At 49.7% G+C, this 14,999-nt stretch carries 12 protein-coding genes; 10 read left to right on the top strand and 2 right to left on the bottom strand.

The window, feature by feature from the left end; translation table 11 throughout:
• The first annotated feature begins 14 nt into the window (after nucleotides 1-14).
• From ycaR to FH968_RS06080, 3 genes are all read left to right on the top strand, one after another.
• Nucleotides 15-197, top strand: a complete 183-nt coding sequence (gene ycaR, locus FH968_RS06070; protein ID WP_034456356.1) for a protein YcaR — start codon at nucleotides 15-17, stop codon at nucleotides 195-197.
• On the top strand, nucleotides 194-943 hold the full coding sequence (gene kdsB, locus FH968_RS06075) for a 3-deoxy-manno-octulosonate cytidylyltransferase (protein ID WP_139878245.1): 750 nt from the start codon (nucleotides 194-196) through the stop codon (nucleotides 941-943). The genes ycaR and kdsB overlap by 4 nt, the downstream gene beginning before the upstream one ends.
• A gap of 142 nt (nucleotides 944-1,085) precedes the next feature.
• Nucleotides 1,086-1,979 carry a YcbJ family phosphotransferase gene (locus FH968_RS06080; protein WP_139878246.1) on the top strand — a complete coding sequence of 298 codons (894 nt, stop codon included), beginning with the start codon at nucleotides 1,086-1,088 and terminating at the stop codon, nucleotides 1,977-1,979.
• Here FH968_RS06080 and elyC read toward each other — a convergent pair.
• The gene (gene elyC / locus FH968_RS06085; RefSeq protein ID WP_139878247.1) at nucleotides 1,959-2,735 is read right to left on the bottom strand and encodes an envelope biogenesis factor ElyC; all 777 of its coding nucleotides are present in this window, start codon (nucleotides 2,733-2,735) and stop codon (nucleotides 1,959-1,961) included. The genes FH968_RS06080 and elyC overlap by 21 nt on opposite strands.
• A 132-nt stretch (nucleotides 2,736-2,867) precedes the next feature.
• Here elyC and cmoM point away from each other — a divergent pair, with 132 nt between their 5' ends.
• The 7 genes from cmoM (at nucleotide 2,868) to FH968_RS06120 (ending at nucleotide 13,570) form a co-directional block, all read left to right on the top strand.
• Complete coding sequence (gene cmoM / locus FH968_RS06090; protein ID WP_139878248.1) at nucleotides 2,868-3,656, top strand: tRNA uridine 5-oxyacetic acid(34) methyltransferase CmoM; 789 nt, start codon at nucleotides 2,868-2,870, stop codon at nucleotides 3,654-3,656.
• Complete coding sequence (gene mukF, locus FH968_RS06095) at nucleotides 3,649-4,971, top strand: chromosome partition protein MukF (protein WP_139878249.1); 1,323 nt, start codon at nucleotides 3,649-3,651, stop codon at nucleotides 4,969-4,971. Before cmoM ends, mukF begins: the two co-directional genes overlap by 8 nt.
• A complete protein-coding gene (gene mukE, locus FH968_RS06100) occupies nucleotides 4,952-5,668 on the top strand; it encodes a chromosome partition protein MukE (RefSeq protein ID WP_139878250.1) in 717 nt (238 codons plus the stop codon). Before mukF ends, mukE begins: the two co-directional genes overlap by 20 nt.
• Complete coding sequence (mukB, locus tag FH968_RS06105) at nucleotides 5,665-10,110, top strand: chromosome partition protein MukB (RefSeq protein ID WP_139878251.1); 4,446 nt, start codon at nucleotides 5,665-5,667, stop codon at nucleotides 10,108-10,110. The genes mukE and mukB overlap by 4 nt, the downstream gene beginning before the upstream one ends.
• Before the next feature lie 161 nt (nucleotides 10,111-10,271).
• On the top strand, nucleotides 10,272-12,152 hold the full coding sequence (ldtD, locus tag FH968_RS06110) for a L,D-transpeptidase (RefSeq protein ID WP_139878252.1): 1,881 nt from the start codon (nucleotides 10,272-10,274) through the stop codon (nucleotides 12,150-12,152).
• A gap of 181 nt (nucleotides 12,153-12,333) precedes the next feature.
• Complete coding sequence (locus FH968_RS06115) at nucleotides 12,334-12,882, top strand: YcbK family protein (protein ID WP_139878253.1); 549 nt, start codon at nucleotides 12,334-12,336, stop codon at nucleotides 12,880-12,882.
• A gap of 40 nt (nucleotides 12,883-12,922) precedes the next feature.
• Nucleotides 12,923-13,570, top strand: coding sequence for an MBL fold metallo-hydrolase (locus FH968_RS06120; RefSeq protein ID WP_139878254.1), 648 nt, complete (start codon nucleotides 12,923-12,925; stop codon nucleotides 13,568-13,570).
• Nucleotides 13,571-13,630: 60 nt separating this feature from the next.
• Here FH968_RS06120 and FH968_RS06125 read toward each other — a convergent pair whose 3' ends face one another.
• Entirely contained in the window at nucleotides 13,631-14,821 is a 1,191-nt protein-coding gene (locus FH968_RS06125) for an amino acid aminotransferase (RefSeq protein WP_139878255.1), read from the bottom strand.
• Nucleotides 14,822-14,999: the final 178 nt, after the last annotated feature.

The raw sequence follows: 14,999 nt of genomic DNA on the forward strand, positions 1-14,999 counted from the left end.
ATTCTGGAGTAACCATGGATCATCGATTACTTGAAATCATCGCTTGCCCGGTTTGTAACGGTAAGCTCTACTTTAATCAGGAAAAGCAGGAGCTTATCTGCAAACCTGATCACCTGGCGTTTCCCTTGCGCGATGGTATTCCAGTGCTCCTGGAGACTGAAGCGCGAGTTCTGACTTCTGACGAGAAAAATCCATGAGTTTTGTGGCAATAATTCCTGCTCGCTATGCTTCTACACGCTTGCCGGGCAAACCGCTAAAAGACATCAACGGTAAACCGATGGTGGTACACGTTCTTGAACGTGCTCGTGAGTCGGGTGCTGAACGTATCATTGTTGCAACCGATCATGAAGATGTTGCACGTGCGGTTGAAGCTGCTGGCGGTGAAGTCTGTATGACCCGAGCCGATCATCATTCAGGCACAGAACGCCTTGCTGAAGTTATTGAAAAATATAATTTTAGCGATGATACCGTGATTGTGAATGTGCAAGGCGATGAACCGATGATCCCTCCGGTGATTATTCGTCAGGTTGCCAGCAATCTGGCGAATAGCCAGGCGGGTATGGCGACACTTGCTGTACCAATCGACTCCGCTGAAGAAGCATTTAATCCGAATGCAGTAAAAGTGGTCATGGATGCACAGGGTTATGCGCTCTATTTTTCCCGTGCGACTATTCCATGGGATAGAGACCGTTTTGCTCAGTCGCGTGAAACGATTGGTGATTCTCTTTTGCGTCACATTGGTATCTACGGTTACCGCGCAGGTTTCATCCGCCGTTATGTGACCTGGGAACCAAGCCAGCTTGAACAAATCGAAATGCTCGAACAATTGCGCGTACTGTGGAATGGTGAAAAAATCCATGTTGCTGTCGCAAAAGAGATCCCGAGTATTGGTGTTGATACACCAGAAGATTTGGAACGAGTACGAGAAGCGATGCGTTCGTAGTAATTTGCGCATTCTCATTCTTTGAAAAACCGATGCCCAGCATCGGTTTTTTATTATCTGTACGCATATTGATCTGAGGTGATGACATCACGCGTTTGCAAGCTCATTATAAAAACACCTGTGTTGTAAGGGGTAATAAGCCATGGAGTTGCTACGCAAGGAATTGAGTCATCTGCTGGGTGAAAAACTAAGCCGGATAGAGTGTATTAATGAACAGCCAAACTCCGCCTTGTGGTCGCTGTATGACAGTGACGGGAATGCGATGTCGTTACTGGCGAAAAGTTTTAGTACCCCAGGCATTGCTGCCCAGTTAGCCTGGAAAATGTCCATGCTGGCGCGTTCTGGCACAGTGCGTTTACCTGTGGTTTACGGTGTAGTGACTCATGATGATACGCCGGGGCCTGACGTGCTATTAATGGAGCGCTTGCGCGGAGTTCCAGTTGAAGCGCCAACCCGCACTCCAGAACGCTGGGAACAGCTCAAAGATCAAATCGTTGAAGGACTTCTCGCCTGGCATCGTGTCGATAGCCGCGGTTGTGTTGGCAACGTCGATAGCACGCAAGAAAATATATGGCCTTCATGGTATCGGCAGCGTGTTGAAACACTTTGGGCAACCCTCAATCAATACCCAAGCAATGGCCTGACCATGCAGGACAGGCGCATTCTGTTCCGTACTCGTGAATGTTTACCACGCTTGTTTGAAGATTTTAACGACAACTGTGTGCTGGTACATGGCAACTTCACACTCAGCAGTATGTTGAAAGACGGGCGCAGTGACCAATTGCTGGCAATGGTCAATCCTGGAATGACGCTGTGGGCGCCGCGAGAATATGAAATATTTCGCCTACATGAGCAAGGCCAGTCGGAAAGCCTGCTGTGGCATTACCTGCAACGAGCCCCTGTTGCAGAGTCGTTCTTGTGGCGGCGCTGGCTGTATGTGTTGTGGGATGGTGTAGCGCAACTAGTACAGACGGGTCGACTAAATCGGCCCGCCTTTGATATGGCAGCGAAAAACCTACTTCCCTGGATTTCCTGACAGACCTTTCAGCCACTGCCAGATACGGCCCAAGGTTTCATAACCAACACGATCGCTGTGCATTAACCAAACCGGTGATGGGATGATGCGTTCCCATGGGTTCAGCGGTGATTCAATCGCCAGTTGGTTAGCGGGGGCCGGTAGCGGATGCAACCCCGCGTTCTGGAAGAAAATCATCGCCCGTGGCAGATGAGATGCGGACGTCACCAATAAAAATGGCTGCTGACCAATGGCTTTTGCCACCGCAGCCGCTTCTTCCTCGGTATCTTTGGGTTCATCTAACGTGATTATCTGTGAGCGCGGAACCCCTAAACTTTCCGCAACTCGCGCACCAGCTTCAGCGGTACTCACCGGATTTGTCATCGCACGCGCGCCAGTGAATATCATTTTTGCCCCAGGATTCGTCTGCCACAAACGCACTCCTTCAGCTAGGCGTGGCAAGCTATTACTGATGAGATTGGAACTTGGTGCCCATTCCGGGTTCCATGTATAGCCACCGCCGAGCACCACTATGTAATCTACTTTCGTATCACCACGCCAGGTGGGATAAGTATCTTCGATGGGTTTAAGCATTTTGTCGGCGACCGGCTGCAAACTAATCAGAAGCAAAACTAACCAACTCACGCTTAACAACGCTTTTGCGCTTCTTTGCCAACGGGTGAACCACAACAAGCAAAGTGCTGTGCCCATCATCAACAATAAAAAAGGTAAGGGCAGTAGCAAACCACCGATAAATTTTTTCAGGATAAAAAGCATGAATTATGGGTCCTTTTTTAGCCATACAGCAGGTAAACGCTGGTGATATTACACCAGACGGGTTCATTCTTGGCTCGGCTGTGCCAAAATACCCACTTTCTCAGATGATCCTTTCCCCATGGAGCCGTACCCGTGCGTGACCGCAATTTTGACGACATTGCTGAGAAGTTCTCACGCAACATTTACGGTACAACTAAAGGACAACTCCGTCAGGCCATCTTATGGCAAGATCTTGACGTGTTGCTGTCCACCCTACCTGAAAAATTACGGGTTCTGGATGCCGGTGGTGGTGAAGGGCAAACCGCGTGCGGTCTTGCTGAACGCGGCCATGAAGTTCTGCTTTGTGATGTTTCTGCTGAGATGATTTCTCGTGCCCAAATCCAGGCCAGTGAGAAAGGTGTGAGCGATAACATGCATTTTGTACATTCTTCCGCCCAGGATATTGGTCAACATTTGGAAAAGCCGGTTGATCTGATATTGTTTCACGCGGTGTTGGAGTGGGTCGTTGATCCAAAGTCCGTGCTCAAAACGTTATGGGATTGTCTGGCACCAGGCGGTGCTTTATCCCTGATGTTCTACAATGCTAACGGCTTGCTAATGCGGAACATGTTTGTCGGAAACTTCGAATACGTTCTTCAGGGCATGAAAAAGAATAAACGCAAAACGCTTTCTCCTGACAATCCGCTGCAGCCAGAACAGGTGTATCACTGGCTGGAGCAAATTGGCTGGCAAATTACCGGGAAAACCGGTGTGCGAGTGTTCCACGATTACTTGCGTGATAAGCACAAACAACGCGATGGTTTTGACGATTTGCTTGAACTGGAAACGCGCTATTGCCGCCAGGAACCTTTTGTTAGCCTCGGCCGCTATATCCACGTAACCGCTATCAAGCCGCTTGAGCCAAGGAAAAATTATGAGTGATGTTTCCCAGACAGTGCCGGAACTGGTTGCCTGGGCCAGGAAAAATGACTATTCGATTTCGCTACCGACAGAGCGTTTGACGTTCTTGTTGGCGATCGCAACGTTAAATGGTGAGCGGCTCGACGGTGAAATGAGCGAAGGCGAATTGATTGACGCTTTCCGTCATGTGAGTGAAGGTTTTGACCAAACTAGCGAAACTATTAACGTTCGCGCCAATAACGCCATCAATGACATGGTGCGCCAGCGTTTGATCAACCGTTTTGTCAGCGAAATCAATGAAGGTAATGCTATATATCGTCTGACTCCACTCGGTATTGGCATTACCGATTACTACATCCGTCAGCGTGAGTTTTCTACGCTGCGTTTATCTATGCAGCTATCGATTGTGGCTGGTGAACTTAAACGCGCCGCCGATTCGGCTGACGAAGGTGGTGATGAATTCCACTGGCACCGCAACGTTTTTGCACCGCTGAAATACTCCGTGGCCGAGATTTTTGACAGCATCGATCTCACCCAACGCATCATGGATGAACACCAACAACAGGTTAAAGATGACATCGCGCAGTTGTTGAATAAAGACTGGCGCGCTGCTATTTCCAGCTGTGAAATGCTGTTGTCTGAAACCTCCGGCACCTTACGTGAGCTGCAAGACACCCTCGAGGCTGCTGGCGATAAACTCCAGGCAAACTTGTTACGCATTCAAGATTCTATTCTGGGGCGTGACGATCTGCACTTTGTTGACCGTCTGGTATTTGATCTGCAAAGCAAACTTGACCGTATTGTCAGTTGGGGCCAGCAAGCAATCGACTTGTGGATAGGCTATGACCGCCACGTCCATAAATTCATTCGTACGGCTATCGACATGGATAAAAACCGTGTCTTTGCGCAGCGTTTGCGCATCTCAGTTCAGAATTATTTCGATGCACCCTGGGCACTGACTTATGCCAACGCCGATCGCCTGCTGGATATGCGTGATGAAGAAATGACGCTGCGTGACGACGAAGTGATGGGCGAGCTGCCAAGCGATCTGGAATTCGAAGAATTTAATGAAATCCGCGAACAACTCGCAGTGATGATTGAAGCTGCACTTCAGGTCTACAAAACCAGACAAGTGCCGCTAGATTTAGGCGTAGTAATGCGGGACTATTTGGCGCAATACCCACGCGCACGTCATTTCGACGTGGCGAGAATCGTAGTCGACCAGGCGGTACGTCTGGGTGTGGCTGAAGCAGACTTTACTGGCTTGCCGCCACAGTGGCAGGCAATTAACGATTACGGAGCCAAGGTACAGGCGCATGTCATCAACAAATATTGAAAAAGTGATGCCAGTAAAACTGGCACAGGCGTTGGCCAATCCGTTATTTCCGGCGCTCGATAGCCAATTACGTTCCGGACGGCACGTTGGGCTCGATGAGCTGGATAATCATGCCTATTTGATGGACTTCCAGGATGAACTGGAAGAGTTTTACACCCGTTACAACGTGGAGCTTATTCGCGCTCCGGAAGGTTTCTTCTATTTGCGTCCGCGCTCCACTACGCTGATTCCGCGCTCTGTGTTGTCTGAGCTGGACATGATGGTCGGTAAAATTCTTTGTTACCTCTATCTCAGCCCTGAGCGACTCGCGAATGAAGGCATCTTCACGCAGGCTGAACTCTACGATGAACTGTTGACGCTAGCAGATGAAAGCAAACTACTTAAGCTGGTAAACAATCGTTCCACAGGTTCAGATCTGGACCGTCAAAAGCTGCAAGAAAAAGTCCGCGCATCGTTAACCCGTTTAAGACGTTTGGGCATGATCTGGTTTATGGGCCACGACAGCAGCAAATTCCGCATAACCGAATCCGTGTTCCGCTTTGGTGCAGATGTGCGTGCCGGTGACGACGCGCGTGAAGCGCAATTACGCATGATCCGCGATGGAGAAGCGATGCCGGTAGAAACTCGTTTGCAACTCAATGATGAAACTGAAGAGTCGCAAGCTGCACAGGATAACGCGGAGGATGAACAGGAATGATTGAACGCGGAAAGTTTCGCTCACTAACGCTGATTAACTGGAATGGTTTCTTCGCGCGTACCTTTGATTTAGATGAATTAGTTACCACGCTTTCAGGTGGCAACGGTGCCGGTAAGTCCACCACCATGGCGGCGTTTGTTACCGCGCTTATTCCGGACTTAACGCTGTTGCACTTTCGTAATACCACCGAAGCAGGAGCGACATCAGGTTCACGCGACAAAGGTCTGCACGGGAAATTAAAAGCGGGTGTCTGTTACTCATTGTTGGATGTGGTTAACTCCCGTCACCAGCGTGTTGTGGTCGGTGTGCGTTTGCAACAAGTGGCTGGCCGTGACCGTAAAGTCGACATCAAACCGTTCGCCATTCAGGGTTTGCCGACGTCAATCCAGCCGACTCAATTACTGACGGAAACGCTGAACGAGCGCCAGGCTCGCGTACTGAGCCTGCAAGAGCTGAAAGATAAAGTTGAAGCCATCGAAGGCGTGCAGTTTAAACAGTTCAACTCGATTACTGATTACCACTCGCTGATGTTTGATTTGGGTATTGTTGCACGCCGTCTACGCAGCGCCTCAGATCGTAGCAAGTACTATCGTCTTATCGAAGCCTCGCTGTACGGCGGGATTTCCAGTGCTATCACCCGTTCACTGCGCGACTATCTGTTGCCAGAAAACGGTGGCGTGCGTAAAGCCTTCCAGGATATGGAAGCGGCATTACGCGAAAACCGCATGACGCTGGAAGCAATTCGCGTCACTCAGTCCGACCGTGACCTGTTCAAGCATTTGATTTCTGAAGCTACCAACTATGTGGCAGCGGATTACATGCGTCACGCCAACGAACGCCGTATCCATCTGGATAAAGCGCTCGAGTTCCGCCGTGAATTATTGACCAGCCGTAAACAACTGGCTGCAGAGCAATACAAACACGTAGAAATGGCACGTGAACTGGCAGAACACAGCGGTTCAGAAGGTGATCTGGAAACGGATTATCAGGCGGCAAGTGACCACTTGAACCTGGTGCAAACGGCGATTCGCCAGCAGGAAAAAATCGAGCGTTACGAAGCAGACCTCGATGAACTGCAAATGCGCCTCGAAGAGCAAAATGAAATTGTTGCTGAAGCTTCTGAACAGCAAGAAGAGAACGAGGCCCGCGCTGAAGCTGCTGAACTGGAAGTGGATGAGCTGAAAAACCAGCTTGCCGATTACCAGCAAGCACTTGATGTGCAGCAGACCCGTGCCATTCAATACCAGCAAGCATTGCAGGCACTTGAGCGAGCAAGTTCACTGTGCCACCTGCCTGATCTAACCGTAGAAAGTGCGGAGGAATGGCTGGAAACATTCCAGGCAAAAGAGCAGGAAACAACAGAAAAACTGCTGACTCTGGAACAGAAAATGAGTGTTGCACAAACGGCGCATAGCCAGTTTGAGCACGCATACCAGCTGGTAACAGCAATCAGTGGGCCGGTCAGCCGCAGTGAAGCCTGGGAAGTTGCACGAGAATTATTACGTGACAGCAATAACCAGCGCCATCTGATGGATCAAGTGCAGCCGCTACGCTCCCGTCTCAATGAGCTTGAGCAACGCCTGCGCGAACAGCAAGAAGCTGAGCGTATGCTCGCTGAGTTCTGCAAGCGCCAGGGCAAACACTTTGATCCTGAAGATCTGGAAGTGTTGCACGAGGAACTTTCTGAGCGCATCGCAACCTTGCAGCAGCGCGTTTCTGATGCAAGCGATCAACGTGCCAGTTTGCGCCAGGAACAAGAGCAGATTCAGGCGCAAACAAAACGCCTGCTACTGCGTGCGCCAATTTGGGTCGCAGCGCAGACCAGCCTTAATCAGCTGTGTGAACAAAGTCACGAGCAGTTTGAAAGCAGCCAGCATGTTACTGAATACATGCAGCAGTTACTTGAGCGTGAACGTGAAGTCACGGTTGAACGTGATGAAGTCGGCGCGCGTAAACGTGCCATTGACGAAGAAATTGAACGCCTGAGCCAACCTGGTGGTGCCGAAGACCCACGGTTAAATGCGTTGGCTGAACGTTTTGGTGGCGTGCTGTTGTCAGAAATTTATGACGATATCAGCCTGGAAGATGCTCCGTATTTCTCGGCATTGTATGGGCCATCGCGTCACGCCATTGTTGTGCCAGATTTATCGCTGGTTCGCGAGCAATTAGACAACCTGGAAGATTGTCCGGAAGACTTGTATCTGATTGAAGGAGACCCGTCTTCCTTCGATGATAGCGTGTTTACAGTTGAAGAACTGAATGCTGCAGTACTGGTGAAAACTGCCGAGCGCCAATGGCGTTATTCTCGCTTGCCAACATTGCCATTGTTTGGCCGTGCAGCACGTGAAAATCGCCTTGAAAACTTGCATGCCGAACGTGAGTCTCTGGCTGAGCGTTTCGCTACACTGTCGTTTGACGTACAGAAATCGCAGCGTTTGCACCAGGCATTTAGCCGTTTCATCGGCCAGCATTTGGGCGTGGCATTTGATAATGACCCAGAAGCGGAAATTCGTCAGCTCAACACCCGCCGTGGCGAAGTTGAACGTGCGATTAGCAGCCATGAAAACGACAACCAGCAGCAGCGCCAGCAATATGAACAGGCCAAAGACGGTGTTGACCAACTCAATCGCCTGTTGCCGCGAATCAGCTTGCTTAATGATGAAACACTGGCTGATCGTTGTGATGAAATTCGTGAACGTCTCGACGAAGCAGAAGAAGCCGCGCGTTTCCTACACCAGTTTGGTAACCCACTTGCGAAACTCGAAGCTGTGGCCTCGGTTTTGCAAAGCGACCCTGAGCAGTTTGAACAGCTAAAAGAAGATTATCAGTACGCACAACAAGTGCAGCGTGATGCGCGTCAGCAGGCGTTTGCCCTGACTGAGGTAGTGCAGCGCCGTGCGCACTTCAGTTACTCAGACTCTGCAGCAATGCTTGATGGTAACAGCGATTTAAATGAGAAATTGCGTAGCCGTCTGGAGCAAGCTGAAGCAGAACGTACACGTTCGCGTGAAGCATTACGCCAACATGCCCAGCAGCTGAGTCAGTTCAGCCAATTAATGGCATCGCTTAAAAGCTCCTTTGATACCAAAAAAGAGTTGTTAACCGATCTGCATAAAGAACTACAGGATATCGGCGTTCGTGCTGATATCGGTGCAGAAGAGCGTGCACGTGCGCGCCGTGATGAATTGCACGCCGCGCTGAGTAACAACCGTTCTCGTCGTAATCAGCTTGAAAAAGCGCTGACATACTGCGAAGCAGAAATGAACAACCTCAACCGCAAACTGAAGCAACTTGAGCGCAGCTATTTCGAAATGCGTGAACATGTTGTGACGGCGAAAGCAGGCTGGTGTGCAGTGATGCGCATGGTGAAAGACAATGGCGTTGAGCGCCGTCTGCACCGCCGTGAACTGGCATACGTCACTGGGGATGAGCTGCGTTCTATCTCGGATAAAGCGTTGGGTGCGTTGCGACTGGCGGTGGCAGATAACGAACATCTTCGTGATGTATTGCGTATGTCAGAAGATCCAAAACGCCCTGAGCGCAAGATTCAGTTCTTCGTTGCGGTTTATCAGCATCTTCGCGAACGTATCCGTCAGGACATTATCCGTACCGATGATCCGGTAGAAGCCATCGAGCAGATGGAAATTGAACTGGGTCGTCTGACGGAAGAACTGACCTCGCGTGAGCAAAAATTGGCAATCAGTTCGCGTAGCGTGGCGAATATCATTCGCAAGACTATTCAGCGTGAGCAAAACCGTATCCGTATGCTCAATCAGGGGCTGCAAAGCGTATCATTCGGTCAGGTGAATAGTGTGCGTTTGAATGTGAACGTACGCGAAACACATGCGATGTTGCTGGATGTGCTTTCTGAACAACACGAGCAGCATCAGGATCTGTTTAACAGTAACCGCCTGAGCTTCTCGGAAGCGTTAGCGAAACTGTATCAACGCCTGAACCCGCAAATCGATATGGGCCAACGTACACCGCAAACCATTGGCGAAGAACTGCTGGATTACCGCAACTATCTCGAAATGGAAGTTGAAGTAAACCGCGGTTCAGATGGTTGGTTACGTGCGGAAAGTGGTGCGTTGTCTACCGGTGAGGCTATCGGTACCGGGATGTCGATTCTGGTGATGGTTGTTCAAAGCTGGGAAGAAGAATCCCGCCGACTGCGCGGCAAAGACATTTCCCCATGCCGTTTGCTCTTCCTCGATGAGGCGGCGCGACTGGATGCGAAGTCGATTGCGACGCTGTTTGAGCTGTGTGAACGCCTTGAAATGCAACTGATCATTGCAGCACCAGAGAACATTAGTCCAGAAAAAGGCACTACCTATAAGCTGGTGCGTAAGGTTGTTCAGAACCATGAACACGTCCACGTTGTAGGACTCAGAGGCTTTGCGCCACCGCTTCCCGAGCCGGTGGCTGGCACAATCGATACGTAATAATCATCGCGGGCTACGGCCCGCTTTTTGTTACGGAGAGATTTCTTAATCTTTAATATTATTTACATTTATGCGGGCAAATAGTTTTTCCTGTTTATATACTGGTATTAAAACCCAGCGACAAATCTGGGTGAAATATAAAGTGAAAACAGGGGGCAGGGATGTTGCTTACAAAATTGCATGGCTTTCGACTGTCAGGGCTTGGGTTTGGACTAGCACTAAGTTTCGCTCCACTGTTTATGGCGCAGGCCGATGAGCCCGCCATGGTTCCATCAGATAGCTCTGCGGTGAGTATTGAACCCAGCAGCTTACCAGACCAGCCATTACCACAATCTGCCGCTACCGCCGGCATGGTGGGGGTATTGCCACTCAATTCAACCGGTATGTCTGCCGCACAAAGCCGCTCGCAACTTGTGGCTAATTTGCCTGCGGGTTACACACCGGTTTACCTGAATGCACTATCGGCGTTCTATGCTGCTCGCGAGATGAAACCGATGTGGGAGAATCGCGATGCGGTAAAAGCTTTCCAGCAACAGCTTGCGGAACTGGCGATTTCTGGCATACAGCCACAATTCACCACTTGGGTTGAGCTGCTTACCGACCCTTCCGTAACAGGTTTAACCCGCGATATCGTGTTGTCTGACGCGATGATGGGCTACCTGCAATTTGTTTATGGAATCCCAACGGAAGGTAACCGTTGGTTGTACAGCACTAAGCCGTACAAGCTGCAAACTCCACCCATTTCGGTAATTAACCAGTGGCAGGTGGCGGTTGATCAAGGAACGCTCGTCAGTTTTGTTGAAACATTAGCGCCTCAGCACCCGCAATACGCCAAACTGCATCAGTCATTGGTGCATTTGCTCAGTGACTCACGGCCATGGCCACAATTGGCCGGCACTGAAACACTGCGCCCAGGACAGTGGAGCAATGATGTGCCTGCACTGCGTGAAATTCTTGCCCGAACCGGCATGCTACAAGCTGAACCCGCAATTCCTCTTCCAGAACGTGACAGCGCGCCCGATACAGCTGCTGTAGTAAGCCCGTCTGCCATTCAGCAAGATAGTGATACCAATGATCAGCAAATTCCTAATGCTGCGGCAGGGGCGAAAAAGAAATCAGCGCCCGCCGTGCGTAGTGCCTACAGCCGCGAGTTGGTTGAAGGTGTTAAGCGTTTCCAGAAATGGCAGGGTTTAGGTGTTGACGGTTCAATTGGGCAGTTAACTCGCGACTGGCTGAATGTGACTCCACAGCAGCGAGCGTCGCTTGTGGCATTAAATATTCAACGTTTGCGATTGCTGCCGAAGAAACTGGACACCGGCATTATGGTAAACATTCCTAACTATTCGCTGAGCTATTACCTTAATGGAAGTGAAGTATTGGCTTCGCGTGTGATTGTTGGGCGCCCTGATCGCAAAACACCAATGATGAGCAGCGCGCTGAATAATGTGGTCGTTAACCCACCATGGAATGTGCCGCCTACGCTTGCTCGCAACGATATTCTGCCAAAAGTACGTCAGGACCCAGGCTATCTAGATAGACACGGTTATAGCGTACTACGTGGCTGGAGTAACAATGCTGAGGCTATCGACCCATGGCATGTTGATTGGGAAACCATTACTGCCAGCAATTTGCCTTTCCGCTTCCAGCAGAAACCTGGCACGCAGAACTCGTTAGGGCGTTACAAGTTTAATATGCCAAGCTCTGACGCGATTTATTTGCATGATACGCCGAATCACACCCTGTTCCAGAAAGATGTGCGAGCACTAAGTTCTGGTTGCGTAAGGGTCAACAAAGCCTCTGAACTGGCAAACATGTTGTTGCAGGATGCAGGTTGGAACGATGCACGAATTTCAAGCCAGCTGAAAGATGGCAGCACTAAATACGTGAATATTCGCCAGACTATCCCAGTGAACCTTTACTACCTGACTGCTTTTGTCGGGGATGATGGGCGCACGCAGTACCGTACAGATATTTACAATTATGATCTCACCGCGCGATCTGGCGCACAAATCCTTTCAAAAGCCGAGCTATTGATACGCTAAATGCAGTAATTCTAATGAATTAGCGGTCGTAATAACTGTAAAACTTACCCGGGTCCTCTACGAGGCCCGGTTTTACTGGGTTTTGCACGCCTTGACTCACTTTGTTTTGGCAGTTAAGGTGCGGAGCAGTGCGCCCGAAGTGCGTATTATTCGATCGTTTTTACTTGTAGACCTGGATATCATGGACAAATTTGACGCAAATCGCCGCAAGCTGCTGGCGTTGGGTGGCGTGGCTTTAGGTGCCTCGCTGTTACCAACAGAAGCGTTTGCTATGCTTTCAACACCGCGCCCGCGCATTCTGACTCTTAATAACCTTCATACGGGTGAGTCTCTGAAAGCTGAATTTTTCGATGGTAAAGGCTATATTCAGGACGAATTAGCAAAGCTTAATCATTTCTTCCGCGACTATCGCGCGAATAAAATTAAATCCATCGACCCGAAATTATTTGACCAGCTATATCGCTTGCAAGGCTTGTTGGGAACTAATAAACCGGTGCAACTGGTATCGGGTTATCGCTCTCTGGACACCAACAATGAGTTACGTGCCCATAGCCGGGGTGTAGCAAAAAAGAGCTATCATACCAAAGGCCAGGCAATGGATTTCCATATTGAAGGGATTTCGTTAAGCAATGTACGCAAAGCAGCATTATCTATGCGCGCTGGTGGTGTAGGATACTACCCAAGCAGCAACTTTGTGCATATTGATACTGGGCCGTTAAGGCGCTGGTAAAACAACGGAATCCGGCGAGTGTTGCCGGTATTGGAGCGTCATGAACTATCACATTATTCCGGTCACCGCTTTCGGCCAAAACTGTTCACTAATTTGGTGTGAAAAAACTCAACAGGCAGCAGTGGTTGATCCCGGTGGCGAAGCCGAAAAGATCAAACAGCAGGTTGCAGCAAAAGGCGTGACAATCACGCAGATCCTATTAACACATGGTCATCTTGATCATGTGGGAGCGGCAGCTGAACTAGCCGAGCATTACGGTGTTCCTGTTGTTGGGCCGGAAAAAGAAGACGAATTCTGGTTGCAAGGTTTACCGGCACAAAGCCAAATGTTTGGTCTTGAAGAATGTTTGCCACTGACGCCAGATCGTTGGCTGAATGAAGGTGAAACCGTGTCGGTGGGAAATGTAACTTTACAGATTCTACATTGCCCGGGCCACACGCCAGGCCACGTTGTGTTCTTTGATGCGCAATCTCAATTGCTGATTTCTGGTGATGTGATTTTCAAAGGTGGAGTAGGGCGTAGCGATTTCCCACAAGGTAATCACGCGGCGTTGATTGACTCTATCAAACGTAAATTGTTGCCACTGGGTGATGATGTGACGTTTATTCCAGGTCATGGGCCGATGTCTACGCTTGGCTACGAGCGCCTACATAATCCATTCCTGCAAGATGAGTTACCAGTCTGGTAATACCGGTCTGCCGAAATAAAAAGAGCCGCTTAATGCGGCTCTTTTTTTGTCGATATTTACTTACAGCACAGCGACAATTGCTTCGCACAGTGGCGCCATGTTATCTGGCGTCATACCCGCAACGTTGACACGGCCGGATGCAACTGCATACACACCAAACTCTTCACGTAAACGCAGTACCTGCTCTTTGGTCAGGCCGCTGAACGAGAACATACCGTTCTGGTTGATGATAAAGCTAAAGTCGCGGTTTGCACCTTTCTCTTGCAGAGTATTCACGAACAACTGACGCATACGGTGAATGCGCTGGCGCATGTCAGACAGCTCTTGTTCCCAGATGGTACGCAGAGCATCATTGCTGAGAATAGTGGCAACAATTGATGCACCATGCGCTGGTGGGTTTGAGTAGTTGGCACGAATCACTGATTTCACCTGGCTGAATGCGCGGTCAACAGTATCTGCGTCTGTAGCAACCAGGGTACAAGCACCTACACGCTCATTGTAGAGACCGAAGTTCTTAGAATAGGAGCTGGCAACAATCAGTTCTTTATGGCTTGCAGCGAAGATACGCAAGCCCTCTGCATCTTCTTCCAGACCACGAGCAAAGCCTTGATAGGCGAAGTCAAATAGCGGTAACCAGCCTTTAGCCAGTGACATTTCTGCCAGGGTTTTCCATTGCTCAGCTGTTGGATCAATACCGGTCGGGTTATGGCAGCAGCCGTGGAACAACACCACATCACCAGCTTGTGCGGCTTGCAGGCTGTTGATCAGACCTTCAAAATTCAAAGAGTGGTTCTGCGCGTCATAGTAATCATATTCGCACACTTCCAGACCGGCGGAGTTAAATACGCTCTTATGGTTCGGCCAGCTTGGGTTGCTCACCCAAATACGTTTAGCGGTTGTGTTTTTAGCCAGGAAATCTGCGGCAACACGCAGTGCGCCAGTGCCGCCTGGGGTTTGCGCAGTACGAGCGCGTTTTGCAGCACTGAGCGCGTTACCTTTCCCAAACAGTAATTCCTGTGTGCAACTGCCAAACTCAGGAATACCGTCTATGCCGAGGTAGTTCTTGGTGTTCTCATTTTCCAGCAGATAAAGTTCCGCTTTCTTTACGCAGGTCAAAACCGGAGTTTTGCCCGTTTCATCCTTATAAACACCAATGCCGAGGTTAATTTTTGTAGGACGGTCATCGGCGCGAAACAGATCGGCCAAACCAAGAATGGGATCAGCAGGGGCTGCGGTAATGTTCTCAAACATGACAGGTTTCCATTGTGATATCGAGGGGAGTAACGCTCTCAGGTTAACCGCTGTTTTAGCAAATGCCAACCGTTTGCAACAAAAAGAAACAGCCTCCGTCACAACTAAATTTTTTCATCTTTTCAGGCATAAAAAAACAGGGCCGAAGCCCTGTTTTTAAACCATCCTCGCAACAATG

The organism is Buttiauxella sp. B2, assembly GCF_006376615.1.
Classification (GTDB): Bacteria; Pseudomonadota; Gammaproteobacteria; order Enterobacterales; family Enterobacteriaceae; genus Buttiauxella.

Excerpts from the sequence above, each read along its gene's own strand:
- ycaR (WP_034456356.1), top strand. The coding sequence starts at position 15 with ATGGATCATCGATTACTTGAAATCATCGCTTGCCCGGTTTGTAACGGT.
- kdsB (WP_139878245.1), top strand. The coding sequence starts at position 194 with ATGAGTTTTGTGGCAATAATTCCTGCTCGCTATGCTTCTACACGCTTG.
- FH968_RS06080 (WP_139878246.1), top strand. The coding sequence starts at position 1,086 with ATGGAGTTGCTACGCAAGGAATTGAGTCATCTGCTGGGTGAAAAACTA.
- elyC (WP_139878247.1), bottom strand. The coding sequence starts at position 2,735 with ATGCTTTTTATCCTGAAAAAATTTATCGGTGGTTTGCTACTGCCCTTA.
- mukF (WP_139878249.1), top strand. The coding sequence starts at position 3,649 with ATGAGTGATGTTTCCCAGACAGTGCCGGAACTGGTTGCCTGGGCCAGG.
- mukE (WP_139878250.1), top strand. The coding sequence starts at position 4,952 with ATGTCATCAACAAATATTGAAAAAGTGATGCCAGTAAAACTGGCACAG.
- mukB (WP_139878251.1), top strand. The coding sequence starts at position 5,665 with ATGATTGAACGCGGAAAGTTTCGCTCACTAACGCTGATTAACTGGAAT.
- ldtD (WP_139878252.1), top strand. The coding sequence starts at position 10,272 with ATGTTGCTTACAAAATTGCATGGCTTTCGACTGTCAGGGCTTGGGTTT.
- FH968_RS06115 (WP_139878253.1), top strand. The coding sequence starts at position 12,334 with ATGGACAAATTTGACGCAAATCGCCGCAAGCTGCTGGCGTTGGGTGGC.
- FH968_RS06120 (WP_139878254.1), top strand. The coding sequence starts at position 12,923 with ATGAACTATCACATTATTCCGGTCACCGCTTTCGGCCAAAACTGTTCA.
- FH968_RS06125 (WP_139878255.1), bottom strand. The coding sequence starts at position 14,821 with ATGTTTGAGAACATTACCGCAGCCCCTGCTGATCCCATTCTTGGTTTG.